Origin of the sequence: Lysobacter changpingensis (assembly GCF_017308985.1) — a bacterium.
GTDB lineage: Bacteria > Pseudomonadota > Gammaproteobacteria > Xanthomonadales > Xanthomonadaceae > Lysobacter_J > Lysobacter_J changpingensis.
Map to the genome: position 1 here is coordinate 186,622 of NZ_JADWPE010000007.1, position 14,278 is coordinate 200,899.

The 14,278-nt window shown below is 68.6% G+C and carries 15 protein-coding genes, 2 tRNA genes and 1 pseudogene; 9 read left to right on the forward strand and 9 right to left on the reverse strand.

The window, feature by feature from the left end; genetic code table 11:
* Positions 1-134 precede the first annotated feature (134 nt).
* Positions 135-617, forward strand: a complete 483-nt coding sequence (locus I4U41_RS16650; RefSeq protein ID WP_206862289.1) for a YajQ family cyclic di-GMP-binding protein — start codon at positions 135-137, stop codon at positions 615-617.
* Positions 618-622: 5 nt separating this feature from the next.
* Entirely contained in the window at positions 623-1,159 is a 537-nt protein-coding gene (locus I4U41_RS16655; protein WP_320415215.1) for a DUF1415 domain-containing protein, read from the forward strand.
* A gap of 155 nt (positions 1,160-1,314) precedes the next feature.
* Here I4U41_RS16655 and I4U41_RS16660 read toward each other — a convergent pair whose 3' ends face one another.
* From I4U41_RS16660 to I4U41_RS16670, 3 genes are read right to left on the reverse strand one after another with little or no spacing between them, the layout of a single operon-like run.
* Positions 1,315-2,004 (reverse strand): HAD family hydrolase, encoded by a 690-nt coding sequence (locus I4U41_RS16660; protein ID WP_206862290.1) that lies wholly within the window; start codon positions 2,002-2,004, stop codon positions 1,315-1,317.
* A complete protein-coding gene (locus tag I4U41_RS16665) occupies positions 2,001-2,708 on the reverse strand; it encodes a pseudouridine synthase (RefSeq protein ID WP_206862291.1) in 708 nt (235 codons plus the stop codon). The genes I4U41_RS16660 and I4U41_RS16665 overlap by 4 nt, the downstream gene beginning before the upstream one ends.
* Entirely contained in the window at positions 2,705-3,766 is a 1,062-nt protein-coding gene (locus tag I4U41_RS16670) for a class I SAM-dependent methyltransferase (protein WP_206862292.1), read from the reverse strand. The genes I4U41_RS16665 and I4U41_RS16670 overlap by 4 nt, the downstream gene beginning before the upstream one ends.
* Positions 3,767-3,903: 137 nt before the next feature.
* Between I4U41_RS16670 and I4U41_RS16675 the strand changes: the two genes are divergently transcribed.
* A complete protein-coding gene (locus I4U41_RS16675) occupies positions 3,904-4,164 on the forward strand; it encodes a hypothetical protein (protein WP_206862293.1) in 261 nt (86 codons plus the stop codon).
* Between the two features lie 124 nt (positions 4,165-4,288).
* Here the strand turns inward: I4U41_RS16675 and I4U41_RS16680 are convergent, their stop codons facing one another.
* The gene (locus tag I4U41_RS16680) at positions 4,289-6,796 is read right to left on the reverse strand and encodes an ABC transporter permease (protein WP_206862294.1); all 2,508 of its coding nucleotides are present in this window, start codon (positions 6,794-6,796) and stop codon (positions 4,289-4,291) included.
* Positions 6,793-7,494 carry an ABC transporter ATP-binding protein gene (locus I4U41_RS16685; protein ID WP_206862295.1) on the reverse strand — a complete coding sequence of 234 codons (702 nt, stop codon included), beginning with the start codon at positions 7,492-7,494 and terminating at the stop codon, positions 6,793-6,795. The genes I4U41_RS16680 and I4U41_RS16685 overlap by 4 nt, the downstream gene beginning before the upstream one ends.
* A gap of 67 nt (positions 7,495-7,561) precedes the next feature.
* Between I4U41_RS16685 and I4U41_RS16690 the strand changes: the two genes are divergently transcribed.
* From I4U41_RS16690 to I4U41_RS16700, 3 genes are all read left to right on the forward strand, one after another.
* Positions 7,562-8,287: an arylesterase gene (locus I4U41_RS16690; protein ID WP_242525306.1), complete on the forward strand. Its 726-nt coding sequence runs from the start codon at positions 7,562-7,564 to the stop codon at positions 8,285-8,287.
* Between the two features lie 646 nt (positions 8,288-8,933).
* Positions 8,934-9,002 (forward strand) — tRNA-OTHER (locus tag I4U41_RS16695).
* 3 nt (positions 9,003-9,005) lie between these two features.
* Positions 9,006-9,073, forward strand: a tRNA-Ser gene (locus I4U41_RS16700).
* Positions 9,074-9,089: 16 nt separating this feature from the next.
* Here the strand turns inward: I4U41_RS16700 and I4U41_RS16705 are convergent.
* Entirely contained in the window at positions 9,090-9,407 is a 318-nt protein-coding gene (locus I4U41_RS16705) for a hypothetical protein (protein WP_206862296.1), read from the reverse strand.
* Positions 9,408-9,452: 45 nt separating this feature from the next.
* Between I4U41_RS16705 and I4U41_RS16710 the strand changes: the two genes are divergently transcribed.
* A complete protein-coding gene (locus I4U41_RS16710) occupies positions 9,453-10,580 on the forward strand; it encodes a slipin family protein (RefSeq protein WP_206862297.1) in 1,128 nt (375 codons plus the stop codon).
* A 57-nt stretch (positions 10,581-10,637) separates the two neighbouring features.
* Positions 10,638-11,861 (forward strand): annotated as a pseudogene (locus I4U41_RS16715) (RtcB family protein); the annotation flags it as partial.
* Between the two features lie 370 nt (positions 11,862-12,231).
* Here I4U41_RS16715 and I4U41_RS16720 read toward each other — a convergent pair.
* Complete coding sequence (locus I4U41_RS16720) at positions 12,232-12,756, reverse strand: hypothetical protein (RefSeq protein ID WP_206862298.1); 525 nt, start codon at positions 12,754-12,756, stop codon at positions 12,232-12,234.
* Positions 12,753-13,325, reverse strand: a complete 573-nt coding sequence (locus I4U41_RS16725) for a sigma-70 family RNA polymerase sigma factor (RefSeq protein WP_206862299.1) — start codon at positions 13,323-13,325, stop codon at positions 12,753-12,755. Before I4U41_RS16725 ends, I4U41_RS16720 begins: the two co-directional genes overlap by 4 nt.
* A 152-nt stretch (positions 13,326-13,477) precedes the next feature.
* Here I4U41_RS16725 and I4U41_RS16730 point away from each other — a divergent pair, with 152 nt between their 5' ends.
* Positions 13,478-13,804 (forward strand): DUF6249 domain-containing protein, encoded by a 327-nt coding sequence (locus I4U41_RS16730; RefSeq protein WP_206862300.1) that lies wholly within the window; start codon positions 13,478-13,480, stop codon positions 13,802-13,804.
* A gap of 15 nt (positions 13,805-13,819) precedes the next feature.
* On the opposite strand, the gene I4U41_RS16735 is transcribed toward I4U41_RS16730, so the two are convergent.
* Positions 13,820-14,254, reverse strand: a complete 435-nt coding sequence (locus I4U41_RS16735; protein WP_206862301.1) for an Lrp/AsnC family transcriptional regulator — start codon at positions 14,252-14,254, stop codon at positions 13,820-13,822.
* Between the last annotated feature and the right edge of the window lie 24 nt (positions 14,255-14,278).

Here is a 14,278-nt window from a genome sequence, read left to right on the forward strand (position 1 = left end):
GGAAGTCTAGTCGCGCCGGCATGCGCGCACCGTGCGCCAATGGTCGGCATGGCGTCGACACAGCGTTCCAACGCTGCACCTTCGCGCCCGCTGCGCTACCCTTTGCGCCCCCGAAACCGTCCACGGAGCCGCTCATGCCTTCCTTCGACATCGTCTCCGAAGTCGACAGCCACGAACTGACCAACGCCGTAGACCAGGCCAACCGCGAGCTCGGCACGCGCTTCGATTTCAAGGGCGTGGACGCGAAGTTCGTGCTCGAGGACCAGGTCATCACGCAATCGGCGCCGAGCGATTTCCAGCTCAAGCAGATGAACGACATCCTGCGTGCGCGGCTCATCGCGCGCGGCATCGACGTGCGCTGCCTGGAGTTCGGCGACGTGGAAACCAACCTGGCCGGCGCGCGGCAGAAGATCACGGTGAAGCAGGGCATCGAGCGCGAGCTGGCGAAGAAGATCCAGGGCTCGATCAAGGACGCCAAGCTCAAGGTCGACAGCCAGATCAACGGCGACAAGCTGCGCGTGACCGGCAAGAAACGCGACGACCTGCAGGCGGCGATCGCGCTGCTGCGCGGCGTCGAATTCGAGCGTCCGCTGCAGTTCGAAAACTTCCGCGACTGACGCGCGTGGACGTCGAAGACCCCATCGCCGCGACCCGCCGCTGGCTGGAACGCGCGGTGATCGGGCTCAACCTGTGCCCGTTCGCGAAAGCCGTGTACGTGAAGCAGCAGGTGCGTTTCGTGCTCAGCGAGGCGACCACGCCGGACGCGCTGCTGGACGAGCTCGCCTCCGAACTGTCGCTGCTCGCGCGTACGGATCCCGACGTCGTGGACACCACGCTGCTGGTGCATCCGCGCGTGCTGGCGGACTTCCTCGACTACAACGATTTCCTCGATCGCGCTGATGCTGCGGTCGCGGCGCTGGGCCTGGAAGGCGAGATCCAGGTCGCGAGCTTCCATCCGCAGTACCGGTTCGCCGGCACGTATGCCGACGAGATGGGCAACTTCACCAACCGCTCGCCGTATCCGACGCTGCATCTGTTGCGCGAGGCGAGCATCGATCGGGCGGTGGCGGCGTTTCCGGATCCTGACGTGATCGTGGAGCGGAACATCGCGACGCTGGAGAAGCTGGGGCCTGAGGGCTGGGACCGGTTGATGGAGTGATCCCTTCCCTTCTCCCTGCGGGAGAAGGTGCCCGGAGGGCGGATGAGGGGCGACGAAGGGGCAAGGTCGAAGCTCGCGGCACTCACCGCACCTGCTTTTCGTACGCTTCCCTTCCGTTACCCCTCACCCCACCCCTCTCCCGAGGGAGAGGGCCTTCAATCACAGGCTTTCAGCGCCGGCTCGATCAACGCCCGCGCATGCACCAGAGAATCGACGATGCGATGGCCGAGCGCGCGCACGGCGTCGTCGGGAATCACCAGGTCCGGCACCTGGATCGGCGTCATGCCCGCCGCGAGCGCGGCGCGCACGCCGGGCACGGAATCCTCCAGCACGACGCAGTCGGACGGCGACACGCGCAGGCGCTGCGCGGCGAGCAGGTAGATGTCCGGCGCGGGCTTGGTGTGCCGCACCTCGTTGCCGGCGACCACCTCGTCGAAATGCGGCAGCAGGCCGGTCGTGGTGAGCTTCTGCAGCGCGCGCTCGCGGCGCGTCGAGGTGACGACCGCACGCGGGATGCCGCGCTCCTCCAGCAGCGCGAGCAGCTCCAGCACGCCCACCTTCAACGGCAGGCCCGCCTCGACGTGCGCGTCGTAGCGCACCTGCAGGCCGTGCAGCAGCGCCTGCAGCATGTCCTCGTCGCCCAGGCGCGCGCGCAGCAGCTCATGGCACGCACGATCGGAAAGCCCGACGAACGACAGCCACAGCGCGTCCTCGAGTTCGAGCCCCAGCTCCTGCGACGCCTCGCGCCAGCACTGCAGCAGCGCGCGTTCGCTTTCGATCATCAGGCCGTCCATGTCGAACAGCACCGCGGCGGGCGTGAAGTCCACGGGCGCGAGAAGGCTCATGCATTGGCTCCGAAGAGGATGTCGAGATCGCCGGCGTCCAGCAAACGCCAGCGGCCGGCGGGCAGGTCGCCGAGCGAAAGTCCGCCGATGCGGCTGCGATGCAGCGCCTCGACGTGGTTGCCGACCGCCGCGAACATGCGCCGCACCTGGTGGTAGCGGCCTTCGGTCAGCGTCAACGCGGCGTGGCGCGCATCGTGCACGTGCAGCGCGGCGGGCGCGAGCGGCGTGGTGTCCGATTCGAGCATCAGCGTGCCGCTGGCGAACACCGCGCCTTCGTCGCCGCGCAGGTCCTGCGCGAGCGTCGCCTCGTACACCTTCGCCAGCTTCGCCTTGGGCGAGACGATGCGATGCAGCAGCGCGCCGTCGTCGGTCATCAGCAGCAGGCCGCTGGTGTCGCGATCGAGCCGGCCCACGCTCGACAACAGCGGCGAACGCAGGCGGAAGCGCGGCGGCAGCAGGTCGTAGATGACGCGGCCGGGATCCTTCGTCGAACACGTGTAGCCGACCGGCTTGTGCAGCATCAGCGTCATGCCGGGCGGCGGATCGAGCGGTTCGCCGTCGACGCGGATGGCGTCGTGACCGACCTTGTCGTCGGCGTACAGCACCTCGCCCTGCGGATCGGTGATGCGGCCTTCGCGGAACATCGCCGTCACGTCCTTGCGGCTGCCGTAGCCGAGGTTGGCGATGAGTTTGACGAGCTTCATGCAGTGGATCCCTGTTGCGAGCGCACGGCTTCGACCACCTTGAAAGCACCTTCCTGCGCGACGATGCGTGCGCGCCCGAAGCGCGCGTCCAGCTCGGACTCGTAGGGCAGATGGCGGTTCGCCACCAGCCACAACCGCCCGCCCGGCTTCAGCGCCTGCGCTGCGACGGCGATGAAACGGCGGCCGATGTCGGGGCGGTCCGCGCGGCCCTGCGCATGGAACGGCGGATTGCAGACCACCACGTCGAATGCGCCGTCCACGCCACGCGTGACGTCATGCCAGTGGAAACCGAGCGCGGCGCGATCGGCGAACGGCGCGAGGTTCACGCGCGCGAGATCCAGCGCGCGTCGTTCGGCTTCGTACAAATCGACGGCGCGGATGCCCGGACAGCGCGTGAGCAGTTCCACCGAGAGATAGCCGTAACCGGCGCCCAGATCCGCCGCGTGCCCGGCGAGATCGTGCGGCAGGTGTTCGGCAAGCAGGCGCGAGGCCGCATCGATGCGGTCCCAGGCGAACACGCCGGGGCGGCTGATGAAGCGGCCCTCGGCGACCGGTCGCGGCGCGTCGGCCTGGGCCCATTGCGCGGCAAGCGCGGCGTCGGCCGGGCCGTCCAGGGGCGCGGTCCAGAACACGCGGCACTTGTTCTTCGACAGGCTCGCGACGGCGCCGGCGATGCGCTCCAGGTCCGCTTCGCCCGACCTCGCGCCTTCGTTGTTCGCAAGGCAGGCGACGATGCGACCGCCCGGCGCGCAGCGCGCGACGGCGCGTGCGAACAGCGCGCGCGCTTCGTCGCGTTGGCGCGGCGGCAGCACGAGAACGAGCGGAAAACGCGTGGTTTCGTCCTCGTCGGCGCGCGTCATGCCGGAGCGTTCGAGCGCATCGGCCGCGGGCCGGAAGCTCTGTTCGCAACGCAGTCCGGGCCAGGCGCGCTGGTGCAGCGGCCAGCCATCGCGCGCGCGCAGGAACAACGCACCGCCGGAAGACGGCCACGCGAGCGAACCGTCGATGAACGGCAGGAACAGGGTTTCCAGTGCGACGTCGCCGTCTTCGGCGCGCATGGGCGGGTCCGGGGCTGCGTGAAAGGTGATCGCCGTCAATTCTACCTGTGCGCGATGCGGCATCCGCGCGCGGTTTCATGCCGATTCAACGCCGCGCGGGCCACCATCGCGTGCAAAGGCCCAGAAGGAGAACCGCGATGCGCGCCCTCTTCGTCGGCGGAACGGTCGACAACAGCGAACTGGACATGGACGGCGCCGAGCCGCCGCTGCACTACCCCGAGAACACCGGCGGTGGCCGGCCGCGCTATCGGTTGCACCAGATCGGCGTGCGCGACGGCGAGATCGCCTATGCCGTCTACGGCGCGCCGGATCTGGCGACCGAGGAAGTCGATCGGGTGATCGAGGAGCGGGACTATCCGCGGCGCTTCGGTGCGCAGCCGCAGGGAGTGGTGCAGTAGCGCGATCCGGTTGCGATGCGTTTGCAGCATTTGTAGCCCGGGTAAGGCCGCAGGCCGCACCCGGGTTGCAGCAACGGCGAGGCAATCCCGGATGCGCTGCGCTTACCCGGGCTACAGGAGCTTGCTAGCCCTGTAGTTCGCGCAACGTCACCGACGGCGGCGCATCCAGCACGCGCCGCGTCGCGAACATGCCCGCGAGCAGCGCCGCGAGCACGCCCGCCACCGCGCCGACCGCGGCCATGCGCCAGTCCGCTTCCCACGGCAGGTCGAACACCTGCGTGGCGACCACGCCCGCCAGCAACGACGCAGCAATCGCCGCCGTGAGTCCCGACAGCAGGCCGATCGCCGTGAACTCCGACGCCTGCGCCAGCCGCAACTGCCGCCGGCTGCCGCCGATCGCGCGCATCACGCCGCCTTCGAGCAGCCGCTCGTCCTGGCTCGCGCTCACCGCGGCCATCAGCACCAGCAGGCCGGCGGCGAGCGAGAAGTAGAAGACCACTTCCACCACGGTCGAGACCTGGTCGGCCGTGCTGCGCACCTGCTTGAGCACGGCGTCGATGTCGATCACCGACAGGTTCGGGAAGCGCTCGACCAGCTCGGCGGTGAAGCGCGTGCGCTGCGGCGGGACGCTCACCGCGGTGATGTGGCTGGCCGGGAAACCGTCGAGCGAACCGGGCGAGGCGATCACGAAGAAGTTCGGACGGAAGCTCTCCCACTCCACGCTGCGCAGGCTGGTGATCGTCGCCTCGAACGCCTGGCCGGCGATGTCGAACGCGATGCGGTCGCCGATCTTCCAGCCCAGCCGCTTGGCGAATTCCTCCTCGACGGAGACTTCGGGTTTGGCGGGCTTGCCCGTCCAGAACTCGCCTTCGGTGACGCGGTTGTCGTCGCGAAGCCGGTCTGCGACGGACAGGTTGAACTCACGTTCGGCCAGCCGCTGCGCGCGTGCGCCCTGCTCCTCGTAATCCTTGCCGGTGACGGGCTTGCCGTTGTGCTCGACCAGGCGCCCGCGGATCATCGGATACAGCGTCGGCGCGGCCACGCCCTGTTCGGCGATGAACGCACGCACTGCGTCGACCTGGTCGTCCTGCACGTTGATGATGAAGCGGTTCGGCGCATCGCTTGCGAGCGCGAGCTGCCAGCGGTCCAGCAGGTCCGTGCGCACGAAGGTCAGCAGCAGCAGCGCCATCAGGCCCAGGCCGAGCGCCGACACCTGCGCGATGCTCGTGCCGGCGCGACGGCTCACGTTCGCCAGGCCGTAGCGAAGGCTGCCGCGCAGGCGCGACCGCACGCGCCGCACCACGACGATCAGCGCCCACGCCAGCAGCGCGAGCACCAGCAGCGTCGCGGCGATGCCGCCGAGCATCGAGAAACCCAGCGCGGCCGAACCGGCTTTCCACCACAGCAGCGCGGCGAGCCCGACGAAGCCGGCGATGCCGACCAGCCACGCGCTCGGCTCGGTGGGATCGAGGTCGCGACGCAGCACGCGCAAGGCCGGCACGCGACGCAACGCCAGCACCGGCGGCGCGCCGAAGGCCATCAGCACCACCAGCCCGACGCCATAACCCTGCAAGGCCGGCATCCAGCCCGCCGGCGGAATCGACAGCTTCAGCGCCTGCGCGAGCCAGCCGCCGATCGCCCACTGCAGCGCGAACGCGAGCAGCACGCCGATGGTGCTGGCGACGACGCCGAGCATCAGCAGTTCGCCGACCTGGATGCCGACCAGCGTGCGTTGGCTCGCGCCGAGGCAGCGCATCACCGCGGTGCCGGACAGATGCCGTGCGCTGTGACGCCGCGCGGCCATCGCGACCGCGACGGCGGCGAGCACGACGGAGACGAGCGCGGCGAGACCGAGGAAGCGGCCGGCACGGTCGAGCGCGGAGCGGATCTCCGGCCGCGCGTCGGCGATGGTTTCCAGGCGCTGCCCGCGTCCGAGCGCCGGCTTCGCCTTCGCGACGAAGGTCTCCACCGCGGCGGCAGGCCCGGCGACGACGAGGCGGTAGCGGATGCGGCTGCCTTCCTGCACGAGGCCGGTGGACGGCACGTCGGCGAGGTTGAGGAACACCTTCGGCGCGACGTTGAAGTAGTCGAGCGCCGCGTCGGGTTCCTGCACCACCAGCGCCGCCAGGCGCAGGCGCGCGTCGCCCAGCGAGATCTCGTCGCCGGGCTTCGCGCCGAGCGTGTCGGCGCCGGCGCGGCTCATCCACACGGTGCCGCGCGCGGGCACGCCGCCCGCATCGCGTTCGACATGGTCGGTGCCGGCGATGCGGAACGCGCCACGCAGCGGGAAGCCTTCGCCCAGCGCGCGCAGGTCGCCGAGCTGCAGGCGTTCGCCGACGCGGATCATCGTCTGCAGCTCGATGGTTTCCGTGCGTTGCAGCGCCGGCACGTTGGCCGCGTCGCGCACCGCGCCGACGATGGGCGAATCGGCGCGCACCACGGCATCGCCGCCGAGCAGGCGGTTGGCTTCGATCGCGAGCGCGCGTTCGGCGCGATCGGTGACGAAGCCGACCGCCGTCACCGCCAGGACGGCGAGCACCAGCGCGGCGATCAGGATGCGCACGTCGCCGGCCGCGAGATCGCGCCGCAACTGGCGCCAGGCCAGCGCGACGATGCCGTTGCCCGGCTTCATGACGCCACCAGCCGGCCGCTGTCGAGGCGGAGCAGGCGACCGCAGCGCGAGGCGAGGTGTTCGTCGTGCGTGACCAGCACCAGCGTCGTGCCTGCGTGCGCGTTCAGTTCGAACAGCAGTTCGATGATGGCCTGGCCGGTGTGCGTGTCGAGGTTGCCGGTGGGTTCGTCGGCGAACAGCAGCGACGGCCGCGTGACGAACGCGCGCGCGAGCGCGACGCGCTGCTGCTCGCCGCCGGACAGCTGGCGCGGGTAGTGGTCCAGGCGCTGGCCGAGGCCGACCTTCTCCAGGATCGCGCGAGCCGGCGCATCGACCTCGCGGTCGCCGCGCAGTTCCAGCGGCAGCATCACGTTCTCCAGCGCGGTGAGCGACGGCAGCAGCTGGAAGTTCTGGAACACGAAGCCGACCTTCTCGCCGCGCACGCGCGCGCGACCATCTTCATCCAGCGTGGACAGCGTTTCGCCGTCGAGCACCACGCGCCCGTCGCTGGGCGTGTCCAGCCCTGCAAGCAGCGACAGCAGCGTGCTCTTGCCCGAGCCGGACGCTCCGACGATCGCCACCGTATCGCCGGGCGCGATGTCGAACGACACCTCGCTCAGGATCGTCAGCTCGCCAGAAGGCAGCATCACGCGCTTGCCCAGCGCGCTCACCTGAAGCGCGGCTTGTGCGCGTGTGCGCGGTGCGATGGAATGGGCCATGTTCGTCCTTATGCTGTGTTCGTTCATCGTGTCCAGCTGTACATCCATTCTTGGGAGCGCGGATTAAATGTTCTTTAAGACGACCAATGCCCGCGGTTCAGCCGCCGCACTGTCCGGATATGCCGGTTTTGCGCATCGGGTTCAATGTGCCATCGGCTGGGTCGCGGCGCTGTCGCTGATGCTGGCGGTCGCATTCCCGGCCTTCGCCCAGCCCGCGGCGAAGGCCGCGCCCGCGCCGCAGGCGGTCCGCACCGTACTGGTGATGGGCGATTCGCTGTCGGCCGGATACGGGCTGGCGGCCTCGCAGGGCTGGGTGTCGCTCACCGCCGACCGCATCGCGAAGACCAAACCCGGCTGGCGCGTGGTGAACGCGAGCATCAGCGGCGAGACCACCGCCGGTGGCGCCGCGCGCATCGACGGCGAACTCAAGCGCAACAAGCCGGCGGTGGTGGTGATCGAGCTCGGCGCGAACGATGGCCTGCGCGGCCTGCCGCTGGCGCAATCGCGTGCGAACCTGGATCGCATGATCACCGCGTCGAAGAAAAGCGGCGCGAAGGTGCTGCTGATCGGCATGCGCATGCCGCCCAACCTCGGTCGCGAATACACGCAGGGCTTCAGCGAGAACTACAACGCGCTGGCGAAGCAGCACGGCGTGGCGTTGCTACCGTTCCTGCTGGAACCGATCGCGCTGGATCGCAACGCGTTCCAGGACGACAACCTGCATCCGGTCGCGAGCGCGCAACCGAAGCTGCGCGATCACGTGTGGACGCAGCTCGCGCCGCTGTTGCGCTGAGTGCGTTCGATCGCATGCACGACGCATTCGCCCGCTCGACCCCGACGAACGGTATTGCATTCGCTTTTTCGAACGCGTAACGTGCGCGCCCTTCGTTGCACACAAACCATCACGATCTTCGTCACGCCATGAAATCCTTCGCCCACATCGCAAAGCACATCGCACTGCGGCCCATCGGCTGCTGCGGTTTCGTGCGCGCGCCGTGGCTGCGCGACGAAACGGTCCGATACGACTGATCTTCCTGAGGGAGATCGGTCACCCCGATCTCCCCGAGGCAACGCGAACGCCCTCGGTCCGTACCCGGGGGCGTTTTGTTTTCCAGCGTTCGCAAAGGCCAACCACACACGATCACAACGCGATTGCATCGCGCATCCCGAAGCATCCGGAACATGCTGGTTTCGATGAGGGGAATGCCGTGAAGCGCATCAGCGCTGCGCCTGGATGCTTCGGCGCGGGCGGCGGGCGGTTGCATTCGCACACAGGATTGGCGTCACGGCACATCGCTTGCGGTGGATCGCGACGCCAATGAACGACGCACCATGCGAAACGTCCACAGCGGCGCAGGTTCGCGGCGGAAGCCGTGCCTGCCCGGTGCGCGCGGCATTGCCGTGGCGCATGCCGGGGATGGATTGCAGTGCGTCGTGCTTGGACAGTAGCTCAGAGGTAGAGCAATGGCGCATGCCATTGGCCGCCGGTTCGATTCCGGCTTGTCCACCACTGGATAGCTCAGTCGGGTAGAGCATCAGGTCCGAAGCCTGAGAGTCGCGGGTTCGATTCCCGCTCCAAACGACCTTTCACGTCGTTACATCGGGACGAAAGTCCCTCCATCGGAAACGCCCCTTGCGGCGTTCCGTGTCGCATCCGGCTTCATGCGGATGCGATCGGAATATCGCAGCGGTGGATCCGCCGGGCCGTCGCCCTCGCGCATGCGTGCGCTGGCTGCACGGATTCGGTCGCAGGCGATGTCGGTCTGCGACGCGATCCAGGTCGCCATCGCATCGAATGCATCGGGCGCGACGTGCTCCGCGGATTCGACGTCCGGGGCGTTTCCAACTTTTTCCTGCGTCGCGGCGCTTTCGCCGGGACGCCAATCAAACGCGGCAACCGGTCCCTCGCGCACCAAGCGGATCGAAACATCAGAGCCAATAACAAGGAGGACATTCCAATGTTCTGGACCAAGAAGGTCGTGATCGGCGACGGCGAGCGCGGCCTGGTGTATCGCAACCGTCAATTCGAAGGCGTCATCGCGCCGGGCGTGCACACGTGGTTCGACCCGTTCGGCGCGGTCGAGGTGAAGGTGCACAACATCGCGCTGCGCGCCGAGTACGTCGGCAGCGACGAGAACGCGCTGATCGACGCGCTGGGCACGTGCCTGGCCGCCACGTTCGTGCTCGCCGACATCGGCGTGGACGAAGTCGGCCTGGTGATGAAGAACGGCCGCCTGGAGGAAATCCTCGCGCCGGGTTCGCGCCGGTTGTACTGGAAGGGCCCGATTGCGATCGAGGTGCGCACGCTCGCGCTGCAGGACGAGCCGGATGTGCCGAACGACGTCGCGACGCGTCTGCGCCAGCTCGGCGTGCTGGAGAAGGTCGCCGTCGTGCTGCCGGTCCCGGCCGAGTTCGCCGGCCTGGTGTTCGTCGACGGCAAGCTCGTGCGCGTCGTGGGCGCGGGTTCGTACGCCTTCTGGAATTTCCGGAAGAACGTCGTGGTGCAGGCGGTCGACCTGCGCGTGCAGTCGCTCGAGGTCTCCGGCCAGGAGCTGCTTACGCGCGACAAGGTCAGCCTGCGCGTGAACCTCGCCGCAAGCGTGCGCATCGTCGATCCGGTCGCCGCGATCACGAAGGTCGGCAAGTACGCCGAGTACGTGTATCGCGAGCTGCAGTTCGGCCTGCGAAAGGCGGTCTCCGCCAAGACGCTGGACGAACTGCTCGGCGACAAGGCATCGCTCGACGCCGACATCTTCGGCTACGTGCGCGGCCGCGTCGGCGAGGTCGGTGCCCTGCTGCTCGGCGTGGGCGTGAAGGACGTGATCCTGCCGGGCGAGATGAAGGAGATCCTCAACAGCGTCGTGCAGGCGGAAAAGTCGGCGCAGGCCAACGTGATCCGTCGTCGCGAGGAGGCGAACGCCACGCGTTCCCTGCTCAACACCGCGAAGCTGATCGAGGAGAGCCCGGTACTGATGCGCCTGAAGGAGCTGGAAGCTCTGGAGAAGGTGACCGAGAAGATCGACAAGCTCACCGTGTTCGGCGGCCTGGACGGCGTGATGAAGCAGCTGGTGAGCCTCAAGCAGTAAGCTTCCGTGCGGGGCGAACGGATACGCGCCGCACGGTTTTTCACAAGGAATGGAACCATGAACACGCAACACGCTTCATTCGACCTGCTGCACGCCGAAGGTGCGACCACGCCGATCAAGGGCTGGACGCACGGCGTGCCGGTCGAGGACCAGGCGCGGCAGCAGCTGCGCAACATCACCACCCTGCCCTTCGTCGGGCCGTGGGTCGCGGTGATGCCCGACGTGCACCTGGGCATCGGCGCGACGGTGGGATCGGTCGTGCCGACGAAGGGCGCGATCATCCCGGCCGCGGTCGGCGTCGACATCGGCTGCGGCATGGCCGCGGTTCGCACGACGCTGCGAGCCGACGACCTGCCCGACGACCTGTCGCTGCTGCGCAACTCCATCGAGCGCAGCGTCCCGGTCGGCAACGGTCCGGGCGGCGAGCACCGCCGGATTCCCGACAGCGTGGAGACGGCGCTGGAGAAGTCCAACCTCGTCGCGCGGCTGGCGAAGATCCGCCAGAAGCATCCGAAGATCCGTCCGGACAAGCTCGATCGCCAGATCGGCACGCTCGGCGGCGGCAACCACTTCATCGAGATCTGCCTGGACGAGGCCGATCGCGTGTGGGTGATGCTGCATTCGGGTTCGCGCGGAACCGGCAACCTCATCGGCACGTACTTCATCGAACTGGCGCGTCGCGAGCTGGAGAAGCGCGTGCTCGGTTTCCACGTGCCCGATCGCGACCTCGCGTTCTTCCTCGAAGGCGAGCCGCTGTTCGACGAGTACGTCGAAGCGGTCTCGTGGGCGCAGGACTACGCGCGTGTGAACCGCGAGGCGATGATGGCGCGCGTGCTGCACGAGATGCGCCACCGCCTGCCGAAGTTCCAGACGGAGAAGTCGGCGGTGAACTGCCATCACAACTACGTGCAGCGCGAGGACCACTTCGGCGAATCGTTGCTGGTCACGCGGAAGGGCGCGGTCAGCGCGCGTGAGGGCGAGCTCGGCATCATCCCGGGCAGCATGGGCGCACGCAGTTTCATCGTGCGCGGCAAGGGCAACGCGGACAGCTTCCACAGCTGCAGCCACGGCGCCGGCCGCGTGATGAGCCGCACCGCCGCACGCGCACGAATCACGCTGAAGGAGCATCGCGAGGCCACCGCGCACGTCGAATGCCGCAAGGACGCGGGCGTGATCGACGAGTCGCCCGCCGCGTACAAGGACATCGACGCGGTGATGGCGGCGCAGCGCGACCTGGTGGAGATCGTGCATACGCTGCGGCAGGTGGTGTGCATCAAGGGGGGAGCGGCCGCGCTTGCGCGCCACTGGCGCGCGCGGCCGCGAACGACCGGCCATGGATGGCCGGGCCGGGCGATCCGAAGCCGGTGTGTGACGCCAGGGATGGCAGTGGCAGCCCGTTCGAAGCCCGTGCTTCGCGGCACTGCCGCGTGGCCTGCCGAACGCCTGGCCATGGATGGCATCGTTCGCGTCCTTCGAAGCGGCGCTTCATTCGAAGCGGCGCTTCGACCCCTATCAAGCAGCCTCTGTAGCCCGGGTAAGCGAAGCGCACCCGGGGTTTCAGCCGCCTCAGCGCAGGCTCCCGGGTGCGCTTCGCTTACCCGGGCTACAAGGGCCACAAGCCACTCTCCCGCTGGGAGAGGGACTCAAAGCATCACGCCAAACCAGCCGGCATCTCCGCATCCTGCCGCATCAACCGCACCACGCCCTGCCACGCCAGCGACACCGCGAGGCAGCCGACCAGCAGGCCGGCCCAGTCGGCCGATTGAGGCGACAGCGTCGGCCACATCCGGGCGAAGGCGGGCAGCCACTGCGCGCCGTACGCGCCCACCACCGCGATCGCCGCCAGCGCGAACACCGTCGCCAGCACGCGAAGCAGCCAGCGCTCCAGCAGCTCGCCGGCGGCCGGCGTGCCTTCCACGTGGCGCACGATCTGCGCGGCGAGGTCGTAAGGCACCGACTCCATCGCCGGCGTGCGCAATGCGCGCGCGATCAGGCGGTATTCGGCCAGTCGCGAATCGGCGGGATCGAGCGGCAGGCCGCGGCGTTCCTGTTCCAACGCGCGCTCCTGCGCCTGCCATTCGGCTTCCAGCCGCAACGCGTCGAGGCCGCGCCAGCCGGGACGGCTCACGGGCGGGTCGTTGGGGTCGTCGGGGCGATGGCTTCCGGGCGTGTTCATGCGGTCACTCCCATCCGGGCCTGCAGGCGTTCGCGCAACCGCGCGCGGGTCCGGAACAGATGGCTCTTGATCGTACCTTCGGCGAGACCGGTGATGCGGGCGATCTCGACGATGGGCACTTCATCCAGGTGATACAGCGTCAGCAGCGTGCGCTGCAACGGCGGCAGCGCCTCGATTTCCTCGTGCAGCCCGGCGGCGATCTCGGCGTCGGCGCAGGCGGTCTCCAGGTCGAAACCGTCGCTGATCTGGTCGAGCAGCGAGAGGCCGTCGTCCTCGTCGCCCACGGGTTCGGCGATCGCGATGCGGCGCTTCTCCAGGTGCCGCTTGGCGACTGAATAGGCCACCTGCCCGATCCACGACTTCAGCGCGCTCTCGCCACGGTACTGGTGCAGGCACTGGTGCACGCGGAGGAAGGCCTCCTGGCACAGCTCGCGGGTGTCCTCCGGCTGTCGGACCATGCGCTGGATGATGTGCCAGCACAGGCCCTGGTACTCGCGCACAAGGCGTTCGAACGCGCCGGGCACGTTGCCCAGCACGGCGTCCACCAGCTTGCGGTCGTCCTCGGTCACGGGGTTTCACCGGTCATGACCTGTGTGGATACGTTCAGGGGCCCGATGGTTGCAACGCGGCCTTCACGGGAATGCATCCGGCCCCTGCAACCGATCGCCGCCCGGCCGTATCTCCCGTTCCGTACCCACCGTCACGGCCCGAGAGAACACCCATGAACTTCGAATTCCTGATCCCCATCGTCATGTTCATCTGCGTCGTCTACGCCATCAAGGTGGTCGTGGACGCCCGCACCCGCGCCAAGCTCATCGCCAGCAACGGTTCGGAAGAGCTGATCCGCTCGCTGGTGCAGGCCGAAGCGTTGCAGCGCCGGCATGCGTCGCTGCGCTGGGGCATCCTGCTGCTGGCGGTCGCCGTGGGATTCGCGCTGATCGAGGCCTTCGGCTGGCGCGAGATCACCCCCGGCGTGGTCGCCGTGCTGCTCGGCGTGACGGGGCTGGGCAACCTGCTGGCCTATGCGGCTTCACGCAAGCTGGGGTGAGGAGGGGCCTGCCAGTCAGCGCCGGTCCAGCGTCGTGCGCAGGACCGGCACCGTGGTGACGTCGTCCACGCCCTTGAAGCCGATGATGCGCTCGCGCAGGTCGGCCAGCTCGCCGGGCGAATCGACCTGCACCAGCACCAGCAGGTCGAGTTCGCCCGCGACGCTGTGGCACAGCCGCACCTGCGGCATCGCGACCAGCAGCGGCATCACGTCGTCGCAACTGAAGCCGTCCGCATAACGCAGCATCAGCCAGGCCTGCAGCGGATCGCCCGCGCTGCCCAGCCGCACCGTGTACTGGGCGATGACGCCCGCGTTCTCCAGCCGTTGCAGGCGCTCCTGCACGGTGCTCCGCCCCAGGCCCACCGCCTTCGCCAGCGCGACCGTCGACATCCGCGCGTTGTCCTGCAGCAGGGCGATGAGCTGGCGATCGATGGCGTCGAGGTTCTTCATCGCAACGGGAGTGCCGGTGTCGCC

Bases quoted from the DNA above. Each gene is read 5' to 3' on its own strand.
- I4U41_RS16650 (WP_206862289.1), top strand. From the start codon at position 135: ATGCCTTCCTTCGACATCGTCTCCGAAGTCGACAGCCACGAACTGACC.
- I4U41_RS16660 (WP_206862290.1), bottom strand. From the start codon at position 2,004: ATGAGCCTTCTCGCGCCCGTGGACTTCACGCCCGCCGCGGTGCTGTTC.
- I4U41_RS16665 (WP_206862291.1), bottom strand. From the start codon at position 2,708: ATGAAGCTCGTCAAACTCATCGCCAACCTCGGCTACGGCAGCCGCAAG.
- I4U41_RS16670 (WP_206862292.1), bottom strand. From the start codon at position 3,766: ATGCGCGCCGAAGACGGCGACGTCGCACTGGAAACCCTGTTCCTGCCG.
- I4U41_RS16675 (WP_206862293.1), top strand. From the start codon at position 3,904: ATGCGCGCCCTCTTCGTCGGCGGAACGGTCGACAACAGCGAACTGGAC.
- I4U41_RS16680 (WP_206862294.1), bottom strand. From the start codon at position 6,796: ATGAAGCCGGGCAACGGCATCGTCGCGCTGGCCTGGCGCCAGTTGCGG.
- I4U41_RS16685 (WP_206862295.1), bottom strand. From the start codon at position 7,494: ATGGCCCATTCCATCGCACCGCGCACACGCGCACAAGCCGCGCTTCAG.
- I4U41_RS16690 (WP_242525306.1), top strand. From the start codon at position 7,562: ATGTTCTTTAAGACGACCAATGCCCGCGGTTCAGCCGCCGCACTGTCC.
- I4U41_RS16710 (WP_206862297.1), top strand. From the start codon at position 9,453: ATGTTCTGGACCAAGAAGGTCGTGATCGGCGACGGCGAGCGCGGCCTG.
- I4U41_RS16720 (WP_206862298.1), bottom strand. From the start codon at position 12,756: ATGAACACGCCCGGAAGCCATCGCCCCGACGACCCCAACGACCCGCCC.
- I4U41_RS16730 (WP_206862300.1), top strand. From the start codon at position 13,478: ATGAACTTCGAATTCCTGATCCCCATCGTCATGTTCATCTGCGTCGTC.
- I4U41_RS16735 (WP_206862301.1), bottom strand. From the start codon at position 14,254: ATGAAGAACCTCGACGCCATCGATCGCCAGCTCATCGCCCTGCTGCAG.